This window comes from Conexibacter woesei Iso977N, from assembly GCF_000424625.1.
In the GTDB taxonomy this organism is placed as follows: Bacteria; Actinomycetota; Thermoleophilia; order Solirubrobacterales; family Solirubrobacteraceae; genus Baekduia; species Baekduia woesei_A.
In genome coordinates this window covers 101011-116688 of the sequence record NZ_AUKG01000006.1, presented here as the reverse complement: position 1 = coordinate 116688, position 15678 = coordinate 101011, and the positions used below count along the sequence as shown (strand labels likewise).

Here is a 15678-nt window from a genome sequence, read left to right as displayed (position 1 = left end):
GCAATCACCATGACTTCCCAGACCCTGAGCCACATCGACCTCTCCGACCACGACGCGTTCCTGCCGGGCGTGCCGTACGAGGCGTTCGCCGAGCTGCGCCGCGAGGCGCCCGTGTACTGGAACCCCGAGCCCGACGGCGGCAAGGGCTTCTGGGCGGTGACGCGCTACGAGGACATCCGCTTCGTCCATCGCAACGTCGAGCTGTTCTCGTCCGAGCTGGGCGGCACGTCGCTGGAGGACCTGGAGCCCCAGTACGTCGAGGCGCGCAAGTCGATGATCGACATGGACCCGCCGCGCCACGACGAGCTGCGCGGGCTGATCGCCCGCCGCTTCACGCCGCGCGCGGTACACGTCTGGGAGGAGCAGGTCCGCAAGGTCACGCGCGAAGTGCTGGATGTCGCTCTCCCCAAGGGCGAGTTCGACTTCGTGCGCGAGATCTCGTCGGAGATCCCGATGCAGGTCTTCGCCGAGATCCTCGGCGTCCCGCAGGACGAGCGCCGGATCATCATCGAGATCGGCGACCGCCTGCTCGGCAACCAGGACCCGGAGTACAAGGTCGCCGACGACGACGCGCACCGCCACCTGCCGTTCTCCTCGCCGGCCGCGCTGGAGATGTTCGAGTTCGGGCGCCGCCTGGCCGCCGAGCGGCGCAAGCACCCCAGGGACGACATCATCACGCAGCTCGCGTTCGAGCCGCTGACCCAGCAGGAGTTCGACGTGTACTTCGTCCTGCTCGCCACCGCGGGCAACGAGACGACGCGCCACACGATCACCCACGGGTTGTTGGGGCTGTTGGAGCACCCCGAGGAGCTGGAGAAGCTGCGCAACGCGGGCGACGACGAGGCGCTGCGCAAGACCGCCGCCGAGGAGATGCTGCGCTGGGCGACGCCCGTGCACCACTTCCGTCGCACCGCGGCGCAGGACGTCGAGCTGGCCGGTGCGGAGATCAAGGCCGGGGACAAGGTCACGACCTGGTTCGTCTCGGGCAACCGCGACGAGACGGTCTTCGACGACCCCGACCGCTTCGACATCGCGCGCTCGCCGAACCCGCACATGGCCTTCGGCCCGGGCGGCATCCACCACTGCATGGGCGCGCACCTGGCCAAGATGGAGGTCCGGATCGCGTTCGAGGAGCTGCTCGCGCGCGTCGACTCGATCGAGCTGGCCGGCCCGCCGGAGCGGCTGCGCTCCAACTTCTTCAACGGCATCAAGCGCCTGCCGGTGAAGGTGACCACGTGATCGGCTCGCTGCAGCACGTCGCGCTGCGCGTGGCCGACGTGCGCGAGGCGACCGACCGCTGGGCCGCGCAGTTCGGCCTGACCGAGCGCGGCCCGGGGCTGCTGTCCTGCGACGACGAGCCCTGCGCGCTGGAGCTGGTCGAGGCCGGCGGCGCCGAGCCCGGCTTCGACCATGTCGCCTGGGGCCTGCGCCGCGACGTGTCGCTCGACGCCGCCACCGCGCGCCTGGACGCCCACGGCGTCAGTCACACGCGCGTGGGGGAGGAGCGGATCGAGCTCGCCGACCTGGAGGGCAACGCGCTGCACCTGCTGCCGTTCCGCGAGCCCGCCTCGCGGCTGGTCGCGCACGCGCGCCCGGCCGACCGCCAGCCGCTCGGCCACCCGCGCAAGCTCGGCCACGTCAACTTCCTGACCGGTCGGATCGCCGAGCAGAAGGACTTCTACATCGACGCCCTCGGGATGAGGCTGACCGACTGGCTCGGCGACGGCGGCGTTTGGTTGTCCATCAACTCGGAACACCATGTGATGGCGTTGGTGAACAAGGGCTACTCCCACTTCCACCACCTCGCGCTCGACACGGTGGACATCGGGCAGATGCGCGACACGCTCGACCACCTCGGCCGCCACGGCCGCTGGCTGGGCTGGGGCCCGACGCGCCACGGCGTCGGCGGCAACATCGCGTCCTACGTCCGGATCGTCGAGGAGGCGTGCTTCGTCGAGCTGTACTGCGACATGGAGCAGCTCGACGCCGACCACGAGCCGCGCGTCTGGCCCGACGACCGCTACTCGTCCAACACCTGGGGCCCGCTGCCGCCGCGCTCCTACTTCCGCTTCGACACCGCCGCCGTCGAGAGCGAGCGCGAGTCGCTGGAGGCGCAGGGGATCCCGCTGCCGCCCGCTCCCACCAACGAGGAGATCAACGCGTGACCGACCTGAAGGGCTTCACCACGCCGCGCACGCCGAGCGGCCGCGCCGGGCTGGTCCCGCCGCCGCCGTGGCACTACGTCGGCGACTTCCTCGTCGTCGACTTCCACGCCGACCCGGACGCGGCGACGTCGCTGCTGCCCGAAGGGCTGGAGCCGTTCGCCGACGACCCGGGCCGCTGCGCCGCGGTCTTCGCCGACTGGCAGTCGTACTCCGAGGGCGGCGACGAGCTGCTCGATCCCGCGCGCTCGCAGTACAAGGAGATGTACATCGTGGTCAACGCGCTGCTCGACGGCGCGCCGGTCACCTACTGCACGTTCATCTGGGTCGACCAGGACTTCGCGATGGCCCGCGGGTGGATCCAGGGCTTCCCGAAGAAGCTCGGCCAGGTCTGGATGACCCGGACGTTCAACCTCGATACGCCCGCCGCGCCGGCGATCGCGTCCGGGTCGAAGTTCGGCGCGACCTGCCACGCGCGCGGCCGCGAGGTCGCACGCGCGCGGGTGACGCTGGAGGCCAGGAGCGACTCCGGCTCGCTGCACACCGACCCGCCGATCGTCAACGTCCGGCACTTCCCGCGGCTGGCCGCCGGCCACCACGACGACCCGCAGGTCCACGAGTTGGTCCGCTCGCGCTCGCGTGACCGCGGCGTGTCCGAGATCTGGGAGGGCGCGGCCGAGCTGGAGCTGTTCGACGCGCCGGGCGAGGAGCACGCGCTGCTCGCGCCGGTGTCGGTCGGCCGCGGCTACCGCTTCACGTTCGGCTACACCGTCGACGACCTCGAGACAGTTAAGGAACTTGGATGAGCGCGACCGCGAGCAGAACCGCGACGGTGGCCGGGGTCGAGGTTCCGACCGACCACTACATCAACGGCGAGCGCGTCCAGAGCGCGCAGACGTTCACCACGATCTCGCCGATCGACGAGTCGGTCCTGGCCGAGGTCTCGCGTGCGAGCGTCGGCGACGTCGACCTCGCCGTCCAGGCCGCCCACGACGCGTTCCCGGCCTGGGCCGCGCTCGGCGCGGTCGAGCGCGGCAGGTACCTGCACAAGCTCGCGGACCTGATCGACAAGAACATCGAGCCGCTCGCCCAGGTCGAGTGCGCCGACATGGCCATGTTGTTGCGGTCGCTCCGGGCCCGCGTGATCGCGCGCGGTGCCTTGAACTACCGCAACTACGCCGACCTCGCGGTCGCCTACGAGGAGCGCGACTGGCACTCCAAGGGCACGTGGAACCGCGTCCAGCGGATGCCCGCCGGGCCGGCCGCGGTGATCACGCCGTGGAACGCGCCGTTCATGCTGTCGACGTGGAAGACCGCGCCGGCGCTGGCCGCGGGCTGCACGGTCGTGCTCAAGCCCGCCGAGTGGTCGCCGCTCTCGTGCTCGCTGCTGGCGTCGCTGGCCGACGAGGCCGGGATCCCGCCGGGCGTCTTCAACGTCCTGCAGGGCATCGGCGCCGAGGCGGGCGCCGCGCTCGTCGCCCACCCGCTGATCCGGCGCGTGTCGTTCACCGGCTCGACGCGCGCCGCGCGCGAGATCGGCCAGTCCGCCGCGCGCAACATCACGCCGTTCACCGCCGAGCTGGGCGGCAAGAACCCGCTGATCGTCTTCGCCGACGCCGACCTCGACGCGGCGGCCGCGAAGGCCGCCGGCCAGTACGACGACGCCGGCCAGGTCTGCCTGTCCGGGACGCGGCTGCTGATCGAGGAGTCCGTGCTCGACACGTTCCTGGAGAAGTTCCACGCGGCGACCGACGCGCACGTGCTCGGCGACCCGCGCGAGGACGCCACGACCGTGGCGCCGATGATCCACCCCGACCACGTCGCGCGCGTCGCGGGCTTCGTGGACCGGGCGCGCGAGAGCGGCCAGCGGATCGTCCGCGGCGGGCAGCGCGGCGAGGGCCTGTTCTACGAGCCGACGCTGATCGAACCGACCGGCAACGACGCCGAGATCGTCCAGAACGAGGTCTTCGGCCCGGTCCTGACCTACCAGACGTTCGCCGACGAGGACGAGGCCATCAGGTTGGCCAACTCCACCAACTACGGGTTGAGCGGCATCGTCTACACGTCGTCGATGGGCCGCGCCGATCGCATCGGCCGCGCGGTCCGCGCCGGCGTCGTGTGGGTCAACACGTTCCTGGTCCGCGACCTCACCGCGCCGTTCGGCGGGGTCGGCAACTCTGGCATCGGCCGCGAGGGCGGCGACTACGCGCTGGACTTCTACTCGGACCTCAAGACGCTGCAGATCCTGGACGGCTCCGTCGCGTGACCCAGCGCGCCGTCATCGAGCGCGCCGTGGCCGAGCAGGCCTCCTGGATGGAGGACCTGCTCGTCGCGCTGGTGCAGGCGCCGACCGTGCTCGGCGCCGAGGAGCCGGGCCAGGCGCTGATGGAGCGCGCGTTCGCCGACTGCGGGCTTGAGCCGGAGAGCATCGCGCTCGACGCGGCGGCGATCCGCGCGGATCCACACCACTCGCCGTTCTCGTGGGACGTGACGAGCAAGCGCAACGTCACGGCGACCTGGCGCGGCACCGGAGGCGAGGGCAAGTCGTTGGTGTTGAACGGTCATGTTGATGTGGTTCCGCCCGCGAGCGAGTCACTGTGGACCTCGCCGCCGTTCACCGCGCGGCGCGACGGCGACTGGCTCTACGGGCGCGGCGCGGGCGACATGAAGGCCGGGCTGGTCGCGATGACCGGCGCGGTCCGTGCGCTCCGCGCGGCGGGCGTGCAGCTGGCCGGCGACGTGACGCTGCAGTCGGTCGTCGAGGAGGAGTGCACGGGCAATGGCACGCTGCAGTGCCTGCTCTCAGGGTCCGGGGACGGGGCGCACGCCGCGGTCCTGACCGAGCCCCACCACGACCACTTCACCTTGGCCCAGGTCGGTGTTCTGTGGTTCCACGTGGACGTGCGCGGCGTCCCGGCCCACGCGGCGCGCGCGAGCAGCTTGGGGTACAACGCGCTCGACGCGACCCAGGCGGTCCTGCGCGAGCTGCGCGTCCTCGAGGCCGAGCTCAACGCGCAGCGCGGCGACCACGCCTGGTACGCCGACCTCGAGCACCCCATCAACTTGAACCCCGGCGTGCTGTCCGGCGGCGACTGGACCTCGACGGTCCCGGCCGAGGCGACGCTGTCCTGCCGCCTGGCGCTCTACCCGGGCCAGGAGCCCGCGGACCTGCAGCGCCGCGTCGAGGCCGCAGTGGAACGCGCCGACGTCGGCGCGACCGTCCGCTACGACGGCTTCCGCTGCGAGGGCTCGGAGGTCGCCCGCGACGAGCCGGTCGTGCTCGCGCTGAGCGACGCCTACAAGATGGTCCACGGCGGCGCTGCGCCCGAGCTGCGCGCGACCACCGCCACGACGGATGCGCGCCACTTCGTGCGCCGCGGCATCCCGGCGATCTGCTTCGGCCCCTGGGCCGAGGACATCCACGGCATCGACGAACGCGTGTCGATGACCTCCATGACGCAGGTGGCCACGGTCCTGGCCCACTTCGTCATGGACTGGTGCGGGGGAGCACAAACCACGCCGGCGCTGGGGGCGCCGGCACATCGAGGAGGAGAGTCGTAATGTCAGTCATCGAGCCGGCCGCCGCACCCGCGGCGCCGACCGGGGCAGGACCCGCGAGCGGGCAGTTGCATCGGCGCGCGCTGGGCGTGCCCGACCTGGTGTTCTTCATCGTTGCGGCGTCCGCGCCGTTGACCGCGGTCGCGGGCGGGCAGGCCGCGACGTACCTGGTGACCGGGAACAAGGGCATCCCGTTCCTGTTCATCCCGCTGGCGATCGTGCTCGGCATCTTCGCGGTCGGCTACGCGGCGATGAGCCGCCACGTCGCCGACGCGGGCGCGTTCTACACCTACGTGGTGCGCGGGCTGGGCCGCATTCCAGGCGTCGGCGTCGCGTTCGTGGCGCTGGTGTCCTACAACGCGATGCAGATCGGGATCTACGGCCTGTTCGGCGTGGCGACCGCGGGCTTCATGGCCGACAAGATCGGCATCACGCTCGACTGGCAGTGGTGGTGCCTGATCGGTGGGGCGATCATCGCGGTCCTCGGCGTCCTGAAGATCGACCTCAACGCGCGCGTGCTCGGCGTCGCGTTGATCCTCGAGGTCATCGTCGTCGTGATCTTCGACCTCGGCGTGATCTCCTCGCCGGGCCCCGAGGGCCTGACGACCGTCGGCTGGAGCCCCAGCGCGGCGACCGGCAGCGCTATGGGCGCGGCGCTGACGTTCTGCGTGGCGTCGTTCGTCGGCTTCGAGTCGGCGGCGATCTACTCCGAGGAGTGCAAGGACCCCAAGAAGACGGTCGCGCGGGCGACGTTCATCGCGGTCGCGCTGATCGGCGTCTTCTACGCCGTGTCGTCGTGGCTGCTGGCCAACTCCGTCGGCCCGACCACGATGACCAACCCGGACCTGCTGGCCAAGGCGGGCTTCCCGGACCCGACGACCGTCCTGGTCGGCTCGGGCACCGCGACGCTCGGCCGCGTCTGGGGCGACACCGCGGCGGCCCTGTTCTGCACGTCGCTGTTCGCGGCGCTGCTGGCCTTCCACAACGCGGTCTCGCGCTACGTGTTCGCGCTCGGGCGTGAGGGCGTCTTCCCGAAGGTGTTCGCGCGGACGCACCCGAAGACCGGCGCGCCGTTCGTCGGGTCGATGGCGCAGTCGGGCCTGGCGCTCGTCGTCGTCGGCGCGTTCGCGATCGCCGGCGCCGACCCGGTCCTGAAGCTGTTCACGTGGCTGACGAACCTCGGCGCGCTCGGCGTGCTGCTGCTGATGGCGGTGACGTCGTTCGCGGTCGTCGCCTACTTCAACAAGCGTCCGGACCACGACCTCGGGGCCTGGTCGACGAAGATCGCCCCGGCGATCGCGGGCATCCTGATGGTCGTGATCCTCGTGCTGGGCGTGGCGAACTTCAACGTCCTGATCACCAGCTCGACGAACGCCCCGACGGACACGATGACGATCGTCCTCCCAATTGTCCTGTTCGGCAGCGGGATCGTCGGCATGATCGTGGCATGGGCGCTGAAGTCGACGAGACCACAGGTGTACGCCGAGATCGGGGAACGCACACCGACCGAGACGGCGGAACACCTGGCGTGAGCCAGACCGACTCGAAGTTCTGGCATCCGTTCGCCGCGATGGGCTCTGTCCGTCGCGGCGAGCTGGTGCTGTCCCGGGCCGACGACGTCTGGGTCTGGGACGAGGACGGCAAGCGCTATCTGGACGGCACGGCCGCGCTCTGGTACGCCAACGTCGGCCACGGCCGCGCGGAGATCGCCGATGCGGCCGCCGCGCAGATGAAGGAGCTGGCGGCCTACAGCGCGTTCGGGGACTTCTCCAACCGGCCGGCGATGGAGCTGGCCGAGCGGCTGAGCGACCTCGCGCCGGGTGACGGCTGGCGGGCGTTCCTGGCGTCCGGCGGCGGCGACGGCGTCGACACGGCGCTGAAGCTGGCGCGGCGGTACTTCGCCGCGATCGGCGAGCCGGACCGGCTGCACGTCATCAGCCGGACGTCGGGCTACCACGGCACGCACGGGTGGGGCACCGCGGTCTCGGGGATCCCGGTCAACCGCGAGGGCTTCGGCCCGATGGTCAAGGAGACCTCGCAGGTCCCGCACGACTCGCTCGAGGCGCTGGAGGCCGCGTTCGAGGAGCAGGGCGGGGGCGCGCGCGTCGCGGCGGTGATCGCCGAGCCGGTGATCGGCGCGGGCGGGCTGTACCCGCCGCTCCCGGGCTACCTCGAGGGCGTCCAGGCGCTGTGCCGCAAGTACGGCGCGCTGTTCATCGCGGACTCCGTGATCTCCGGCTTCGGCCGGCTGGGCACGTGGTTCGGCGTCGAGCGCTTCGGCCTGGAGCCGGACATGATCGTGTTCGCCAAGGGCGTCACGAGCGGCTACCTGCCGCTCGGCGGCGTGATGGTCAACGCGCGCGTGTCCGACCCGTTCTTCGAGGAGGGCGGGCCGATCTTCAAGCACGGCGCGACCTACGCGGGGCACCCGACGGTCTGCGCGGCGGCGCTGGCGAACCTGGACATCCTGGAGCGCGAGCACCTGCTCGACCGCGCGCGTGAGCTGGAGGGCCCGCTGTTCGAGGGGCTGCAGTCGCTCGTCGACCACCCGCTGGTCGCCGAGGCGCGCGGCGGGATCGGCCTGCTCGGCGCGATCGACCTGGTCGACGCGTCCAAGGTCCAGGACGTGTTCCTCGGCGCGCGCGAGCGCGGCGTGATCGTCCGGCCGCTGGCGAAGGGCCTGGCGGTCTCACCGCCGCTGACGATCACCCAGGAGCACATCGACGAGATCGTCTCGACGCTGCGCGCGACGCTCGACGCGGTCGCCTGAGCTACAGCGGCCGGCGTGCGAGCACGTCGGCCGCGATCTCCTCCAGCGGGCGCCTCTCGCCGCGCGCGAGCCACTGCTCGAACGACACGCGCATGACGACGATGGCGAACTCGGCGGCGAGTTGGGCCTCGATCGCGTCGAGACCCCGCGCGGCCAGCGCCTCGGCCAGCGCGGACGACATCGTGCGCTGCTTGATCAGCTCGCGCTCCTGGAGCTCCGGGTGCTCGTCGACCAGCGCGGCGAAGCGGCGCAGGAACGCGCGGCGCGGTTGCATGTCCCGGCTCGCGGCGCGCAGGCCGGCCTCGACCGCCTTCGCGATCGACGCCCGCGCCGGAGCCCCGCTGACGCCGTCGACCAGCGCCGCGGTCACCGCGGCCTCGTTGCCGAACAGCACCTCGCGCTTGTCGCCGAAGTGGCGGAAGAACGTGCGCTCGGTCAGCCCGGCGCGCTCGGCGATCTGGCGGGCGGTCGTCTGCTCGAAGCCGTGCTCGGCGAACAGCGCGAGCGCGGCGTCCTGCAGGCGACGGCGTGCGTCGGGTTCCCAGCGGGCCACGCGGACAGCCTAGCGGCTGCGATGTCAGCGACTGACATCGGTGCTGCTAGCGTGATGTCTGTGACTGACATCGACGGCAAGATCATCGCCATCACCGGCGCGAGCAGCGGGATCGGCGCGGCGACCGCGGAGCTGCTGGCCGCGCGCGGGGCGCGGGTCGTCCTGGGCGCTCGGCGCGAGGAGCCACTGCGTGCGCTGGCGCAGCGGATCGGCGACGCCGCGTCCTACCGCGTGACCGACGTGCGCCGCCGTGAGGACGTCGCGGCGCTCGTCGCGCTGGCCCGCGAGCGCCACGGGCGCCTCGACGTGCTGATCAACAACGCGGGCGTCGGCCCGATCTCGCGCCTGGACGCGCTGCGCGTCGAGGACTGGGACGACATGATCGACATCAACCTCAAGGGCGCGCTGCACGGGATCGCCGCGGCGCTGCCGGTCTTCGACGAGCAGCAGTCCGGGCACATGGTGTTCACGTCCTCGACCGCCGCGCACCGGATCGTCCCGACGATGGCCGTCTACGCCGCGACCAAGACCGCGGTCAACGTGGTGGCCGAGGGCCTGCGCCAGGAGGCCGGCCCGGGCGTCCGCGTCTCGGTCGTCACGCCCGGCTACGTGTCGACGAACTTCGCCGACTCGGTGACCGACCCCGCCATCCGGGCCCAGATCGCCAAGGGCGGCGACGACATCGGCATCCCGCCGGACGCCATCGCCCGCGCGATCGCCTTTGCGATCGAGCAGCCTGACACGGTCGACGTCGGCGAGATCATCGTGCGCCCGACGGTCCAGCGCTGAGTCAGGCCGGCGCGGCCGCGAGCTCGGCGCAGCCGGTGACCGTGCGCGCGTAGCCGACGATCAGCTCCGCGCAGCGGTCCACCGGCAGCGACTGGTTGCCGGAGATGACGTGCAGCCCGTAGGCGTCCTCCAAGGCCACCATGTTCTGCGCGACGTCGACGACCGGGCTGTCGAAGGTGAAGTGCCTCTGGCTGCGACCGAGCTCCAGGATCCCGTGGTAGAGCGCGACCTGGCGGTCGTAGAGGCCGCGGTGCAGGAGCGCGTGGACGGGGTTGCCCAGCTTGTAGACGTCGATCTCGTACATCGCGATCGCCATCGCGTCGTCGCGCGAGGTCGGCAGGCCCGAGCCGATCATCGTCGCGAGCTTGTCGCGCGCGTCGTCGAGCTCTGAGATCGCCGCGAGGCGGTCGGCGTAGAAGCGGTCGCAGGCGGCGGTGTGGACCTCGAACAGCAGCTGGTCGAGGTCGTCGAAGTAGTAGTGGACGGTCCCGGTCGAGACGCCGGCGGCCTCGGCGACGTCGCGGATGCGCAGCGAGGCGACGCCGCGGCTGCGGATCGCGTCGAGCGCCGCGGTCATCAGGTGGGCGCGGCGGGCGGTCTGGTCTTTGGGGCGGGCCATCGGCGTCGTGCATTCTCGCCGGTCGGCCGGTGCGACCGGCATGGAGATATGCCGTATGCGTCAAAGAATAGCTGTGTGGCCTTCATACGCTTGACTTAATGCGCCGCAGTTGTTTGACTCGCACGTCAAAGAACGGCTGGAGGAGAGCCTGCCATGAGCGAGAAGCTGTTGCCGGTCCCCGAGGTCTCGGGGATGAAGCCGCCTGGCCTGGTGCCCGCCGCCGGGCCGCCCGGAGGGGCGAAGTACGACCAGGACCTGTCGCGGTCGCTGACGTTCCGCGAGAACGTGCTGATCACGCTGTCGGCGGTCACGCCCGCGTCGAGCGTGTTCGTGATCGTGCCGTCGGTGATCAACGGCGTCGGCGGCGCGTCGGCGCTGGCCTTCGCGATCGCCGCGCTGGTCGGCGTCGCGGTCGCGCTCTGCTACGCGGAGCTGTCGAGCGCGTTCCCGATCACGGGCGGCGAGTACGCGTTCGTGGCGCGCACGCTCGGCAAGCCGGTCGGCTTCGCGCTGTTCGTGCTGAGCCTCGTCAGCGGCGTCTTCGTGCTCGGCGTGATCGCCTCGGGCGCGGAGATCTACCTCGGCGCGGTCTGGCCGTCGCTGTCGGGCAGCTGGGTCGGGATCGTCGTGGTCCTCGTCACCGCGGTCGTCGGCTGCCTGAACATCCGGACCAACGCGTGGGTGACCGGCGTCTTCCTGGTCATCGAGCTGGCCGCGGTCGCGGTGCTGTCGGTGCTCGGCTTCGCCCACGCCCACCAGCCGGTCTCGACGCTCTGGACCGCGCAGGCCGTCGGCGACCACGGCGTCCTGGTCTCGGCCGGTGCCGGGTTGATGGTGTCCTACACCGCGACCGCGCTGTTCGCCTACAACGGCTACGGCACCGCCGTCTACTACGCGGAGGAGACCAGGCAGGCGACCCGCACGATCGGCCGGGCGATCCTCTGGTCGCTGGCGATCACGGTCGCGGCCGAGCTGATCCCGCTGACCGGCGTCCTGCTCGGCACGCCGAGCCTGCAGGGGCTGGTCGGGGCGAGCGACCCCATGTCCTACTTCTTGAGGGCCCGTGGCGGGGAGACGGTGAGCGACATCGTCTCGGTGGCGATCGCGATCGCGATCATCAACGCGGTGCTGGCGATCGTGCTGCAGATGGGGCGGCTCGTCTACTCCTCGGCGCGCGACCGGTCGTGGCCGGACGTCATCAGCGAGCCGCTGATGCGCGTCCACCCGCGCTACAAGACGCCGGTCGCCGCGACGCTGCTCGTCGGCGTCGTGGGCGCGCTGCTGCTGTGGCTGGTCTCGTTCCACATCCTGCTGATCGTCACGTCGGCGAGCCTGCTCATCACCTACGGGTTGGTCGGGATCGCGGCGATCGTCGGCCGCGTGCGCGGCGCGACCGCGCGGGCGGTCTACAGGATGCCGGGCTGGCCGGTGATCCCGGGCGCGATGGTGGTCGCGACGATCGTCGTCGGCTACGAGTCCTGGACGGCCGACTGGGTGCCGGTCGTGGTCGCCGCGGCGATCTTCACCGCCGGCCTCCCGTACTACTACCTGTACCTGCACCCCCGGCGCGGCGACCGCTGGACGCTGCCCGCGCCCGCCGACGAGGAGCTGGCATGAGCGAGCGACCGCGCGCACGCGCCCGGGAGCTGGGGATCGACCTGGAGGGCACGCCGGGGACGTTCAACGCGATCACCGACGTGCCGGGCGTGGAGGTCGGCTACGCGACGCTCGTCGAGGGCGACGACGTCCGGACCGGGGTGACCGCGATCCTGCCGCTGGGGCGCGACGGCGTCGGCTGCAGCTGCCCGGCGGGCTGGTCGGCGCTCAACGGCAACGGCGAGCTGACCGGCACGCACTGGCTGACCGAGACCGGTGCGCTGGCGCTGCCGGTCGGGATCACCAACACGCACGCGGTCGGGCCGGTGCACCGCGGGATCGTCGAGTGGTCGGTCGCGCAGCGGCCGGAGCTCGGCGACCGCTGGCTGCTGCCGGTCGTCGGCGAGACGTGGGACGGCTACCTCAACGACCTCAACGGCCGCCACGTGACGGCCGAGACCGTTGTCGATGCCCTCGATCGCGCGGCGCCGGGGCCGCTGGCCGAGGGATCGGTCGGCGGCGGGACGGGCATGAACGTGTACGGGTACAAGGGCGGGACCGGCACCGCGTCGCGGGTCGTCGAGGTCGCGGGTGCCGAGCACACCGTCGGCGTGCTCACCCAGGCGAACTTCGGCGCGCGGCGCGAGCTGACGATCGCCGGGCGCCGCGTCGGGCGCGTGCTCGCGCACGACGACAACCCGATCGAGGACAGCTACGCGCTCGCGCCGCCCGGCGCGGGCTCGTGCATCTGCGTCGTGGCGACCGACGCGCCGCTGCTGCCCGCGCAGTGCACCGCGCTGGCCCGGCGCGTCCCGCTCGGGCTGGCACGGACCGGGACGACCGGCAGCCACTACTCGGGCGACCTGTTCCTGGCGTTCAGCGCGACCAACATGGGGGCCTTGGACAGCGACATGTACGTCTCGGGCACCGCGCAGCTGGAGTTCGTGCCGTGGGGACTGATCGACCCGCTCTACGAGGCGGTCGTGCAGGCGGTCGAGGAGTCGGTGCTCAACGTCCTGGCGGCGAGCGAGACCGTTGTCGGCCGCGCCGGCCACGTCAGCCCCGGCTTCCCGGCCGGCCGTCTGGACGAGCTGCTTTAAGGTCCGCGCCGCGACGGCCGTGGGCGCGAGCCTCTAGGCTCAGGCCCATGGTCCTCCGCGCCTTCCGCTGGGCGCTCGCGTTCTGCGTGCTGGTCGCCGTCTTCGCGGCCGGGATCGCGCTGGATGCCGAGACCACGCTCGGGCTGCTGCCGGCGCTGCTGATCGCGGCGCCGCTGCTGGCCGGGCGCTACGTGGGGGAGCGCGGGATCGCGCGGCTGCGCGGTGCGGCGTGGCGTCCGCGCCGAGTTGTTGTCGCGGTTGCCGCGCCGGCGGCACGGCATGGGGACGAGCGTGAGGGCGGGCCGCTGCTCGCGCGGCGGCTGGCGGGCCGGGCGCCGCCGCGGGTGCGTGACGTGCACCCGCCGACCCCGACTCCGGAGGACCTCCCTTGCCGTACCCACACCTCGCCGACCCCGCGTCCGCGCCATGCTGATGGCCGTGAGCGCGGAGCCCACACCACCGCTGCAGCGCCGCCGCTGGCAGTTCGGCGGCAGCGCCGTCCTGCTGCTGCTCGTCGCCGGGATCGCCGTGCTGGCGCTGCGCGTCAACGGCCGCTCGACCGGGCTGCCGAAGACCGGACCGGTCCCGGGCGCGGCGGCGATCGCGCGCGACTACGCCGGGATCCCGCAGCGCGGGACCGTCCTGGGCCGGACGGACGCGCCACGCACGCTGGTGCTGTACGCCGACCCGCAGTGCCCGTTCTGCGGGCGCTTCGAGCGCGACGCGCTGCCGGACCTCGTCCGCCACGAGGTCCGCTCGGGAACGCTGCGCATCGACCTGCGGCTGCTGACGTTCATCGGCCCGGACTCGACCCGCGCGGCCCGGACGCTGCTCGCGGCGGGCGCGCAGGACCGGTTGTTCCCGCTGGCCGCGCTGATGGCGCGCTTCCAGGGCGACGAGAACAGCGGCTACGTCACACCGTCCTACCTGCGGCGCCTCGCCGGCGCGGTCCCGGGGCTCGACGTCGCACGCACCGGCCGTGACGCCAACGGCGCGGCGGTGACCGCGCAGCTCGCAGCGGCCAAGGCGGCCGCGGCGCGCGACGGCGTCAGGTCGACGCCGTGGCTGCTCGCCGGCCCGACCGGCGGCGCGCTGCACCGCGTGACCGCGCGGCGCCCGTCGGCCGCCGACGTCCGCAAGGCGCTGGGTTCGTGAGGCGCCGCACGCTCGCGCTCGCCGGCGCGGCCGTCGCCGCGCTGGCGCTCCCGGCCGCCGCGTCCGCGCACGGCCTCGCGACCCGGACCGACCTGCCGGTCCCGGGCTGGATCTTCGCCTGGGCGGCGGGCGTCGTACTGGTGCTGTCGTTCGTCGCGCTCAGCACGCTGTGGCTGCAGCCGCGGCTGGAGCACCACCCGTCGCGGGCGGTCCTCACGTTCCCCATGTTCTTGGAGCCGTTGTGCGGGCTGTTGGGCGTCGCGGCCTTCGCGGGCCTGGTCTACAGCGGCCTGCACGGGACCCAGGAGCCGCTGGCCAACATCCTGCCGACGTTCGTCTACGTCGTCTTCTGGGTGGCGATCCCGGTCGCCTCGGTCGTGCTCGGCGACATCTTCCGCCCGTTCAACCCATGGCGCGCGATCGCTCGCGCCGCGCGCCTCGGCAACCGCCCGCGGCTCACGTACCGGGCGTGGCTGGGCCGCTGGCCGGTCGCGCTCGGGCTCTTCGCCTTCGCCTGGTGCGAGCTGGTCTTCGAGAACAGGGACGACCCCGCGCTGCTGGCGTGGCTGGCCATCGCCTACATGATCACGCAGTTGTGCGGTATGTCGCTGTTCGGGCGCGACACCTGGAGCGAGCGCGCCGACGTCTTCGGCGCCTACTTCGGCCTCGCCGCCCGGCTGGCGCCGGTGACGGTCGACGACCGGCGCGAGCTCCGCGTCCGGCCGGTCCTGTCGGGCCTGACCGAGCTGGAGCCGCTGCCCGGAACGGTCGCGATCGTGTGCGTGCTGATCGGGACGACGAGCTTCGACGGCGCGTCGCAGGGGCTGTGGAAGCAGGTCGGCCCGTCGATCACGCGCTGGTTCTCCGACCTCGGCTTCGGGCCGACGGCGGCCAACGAGCTGGCCGGGACGTTCGGCCTGCTCGTCGCGGTCGCGTTCGTCACGACCGCCTACCTCGTCGGCGTCCGGGCGATGTCCAACGCGGTGCGCCGGAGGGTGGCGCCGGTGCGCTTCGCCCACACGCTGGCGCCGATCGCGCTGGCCTACGTGGTCGCGCACTACTTCTCGTTGCTGGTGTTCCAGGGCCAGGCGATGATCCCGCTGGTCTCCGACCCGCTCGGCGACGGCGCGAACCTCCTGGGCACCGCGCACGACACCATCAACAACTCGCTGTTGTCCAATCACATGATCTGGTACGTCCAGGTCGCGGCGCTGATCCTGGGCCACATCGGCGGGCTGGTGCTCGCGCACGACCGGGCGCTCGTGCTGTTCAAGGGCCGCGCGGCGGCGCGCTCGCAGTACTGGATGCTGGCGATCATGATCGGCTTCACCAGCCTCGGGCTGTGGCTGCTGTCGACGGTCAGCACCAGCAGGTGA

The 15678-nt window shown here is 72.2% G+C and carries 14 protein-coding genes; 12 read left to right on the top strand and 2 right to left on the bottom strand.

The genetic code is table 11. The annotated features are described in order from the left end of the window. The first annotated feature begins 9 nt into the window (after positions 1-9). The 7 genes from H030_RS0127755 to H030_RS0127725 are packed head-to-tail and all read left to right on the top strand — an operon-like array spanning position 10 to position 8490. Entirely contained in the window at positions 10-1239 is a 1230-nt protein-coding gene (locus tag H030_RS0127755) for a cytochrome P450 (RefSeq protein WP_051223859.1), read from the top strand. Further along, the gene (locus tag H030_RS0127750; RefSeq protein ID WP_027008528.1) at positions 1236-2165 is read left to right on the top strand and encodes a VOC family protein; all 930 of its coding nucleotides are present in this window, start codon (positions 1236-1238) and stop codon (positions 2163-2165) included. Before H030_RS0127755 ends, H030_RS0127750 begins: the two co-directional genes overlap by 4 nt. Then, the gene (locus H030_RS0127745; protein ID WP_196809303.1) at positions 2162-2968 is read left to right on the top strand and encodes an acetoacetate decarboxylase family protein; all 807 of its coding nucleotides are present in this window, start codon (positions 2162-2164) and stop codon (positions 2966-2968) included. Before H030_RS0127750 ends, H030_RS0127745 begins: the two co-directional genes overlap by 4 nt. Beyond that, positions 2965-4428 (top strand): aldehyde dehydrogenase, encoded by a 1464-nt coding sequence (locus tag H030_RS0127740; protein ID WP_027008526.1) that lies wholly within the window; start codon positions 2965-2967, stop codon positions 4426-4428. Before H030_RS0127745 ends, H030_RS0127740 begins: the two co-directional genes overlap by 4 nt. Next, on the top strand, positions 4425-5723 hold the full coding sequence (locus H030_RS35830; RefSeq protein WP_051223858.1) for an ArgE/DapE family deacylase: 1299 nt from the start codon (positions 4425-4427) through the stop codon (positions 5721-5723). The genes H030_RS0127740 and H030_RS35830 overlap by 4 nt, the downstream gene beginning before the upstream one ends. Beyond that, a complete protein-coding gene (locus tag H030_RS35825; RefSeq protein ID WP_051223857.1) occupies positions 5723-7252 on the top strand; it encodes an APC family permease in 1530 nt (509 codons plus the stop codon). Before H030_RS35830 ends, H030_RS35825 begins: the two co-directional genes overlap by 1 nt. 38 nt (positions 7253-7290) lie before the next feature. After that, entirely contained in the window at positions 7291-8490 is a 1200-nt protein-coding gene (locus H030_RS0127725; RefSeq protein WP_027008525.1) for an aspartate aminotransferase family protein, read from the top strand. Position 8491: 1 nt separating this feature from the next. On the opposite strand, the gene H030_RS35820 is transcribed toward H030_RS0127725, so the two are convergent. After that, positions 8492-9043 carry a TetR/AcrR family transcriptional regulator gene (locus H030_RS35820; protein ID WP_035130443.1) on the bottom strand — a complete coding sequence of 184 codons (552 nt, stop codon included), beginning with the start codon at positions 9041-9043 and terminating at the stop codon, positions 8492-8494. 60 nt (positions 9044-9103) lie between these two features. On the opposite strand from H030_RS35820, the gene H030_RS0127715 reads away from it, so the two are divergent. After that, complete coding sequence (locus H030_RS0127715) at positions 9104-9832, top strand: SDR family oxidoreductase (RefSeq protein ID WP_027008524.1); 729 nt, start codon at positions 9104-9106, stop codon at positions 9830-9832. Between the two features lies 1 nt (position 9833). On the opposite strand, the gene H030_RS35815 is transcribed toward H030_RS0127715, so the two are convergent. After that, a complete protein-coding gene (locus H030_RS35815; protein ID WP_035130440.1) occupies positions 9834-10451 on the bottom strand; it encodes a TetR/AcrR family transcriptional regulator in 618 nt (205 codons plus the stop codon). A gap of 153 nt (positions 10452-10604) precedes the next feature. Between H030_RS35815 and H030_RS35810 the strand changes: the two genes are divergently transcribed. The 4 genes from H030_RS35810 to H030_RS0127690 all read left to right on the top strand — a co-directional run bounded on the left by H030_RS35810 (position 10605) and on the right by H030_RS0127690 (position 15678). After that, complete coding sequence (locus H030_RS35810; protein WP_196809301.1) at positions 10605-12068, top strand: APC family permease; 1464 nt, start codon at positions 10605-10607, stop codon at positions 12066-12068. After that, complete coding sequence (locus H030_RS0127700) at positions 12065-13147, top strand: P1 family peptidase (RefSeq protein ID WP_027008523.1); 1083 nt, start codon at positions 12065-12067, stop codon at positions 13145-13147. The genes H030_RS35810 and H030_RS0127700 overlap by 4 nt, the downstream gene beginning before the upstream one ends. Positions 13148-13585: 438 nt before the next feature. Further along, positions 13586-14302, top strand: coding sequence for a DsbA family protein (locus H030_RS38055; RefSeq protein WP_196809300.1), 717 nt, complete (start codon positions 13586-13588; stop codon positions 14300-14302). Further along, on the top strand, positions 14299-15678 hold the full coding sequence (locus H030_RS0127690; protein WP_027008522.1) for a hypothetical protein: 1380 nt from the start codon (positions 14299-14301) through the stop codon (positions 15676-15678). The genes H030_RS38055 and H030_RS0127690 overlap by 4 nt, the downstream gene beginning before the upstream one ends.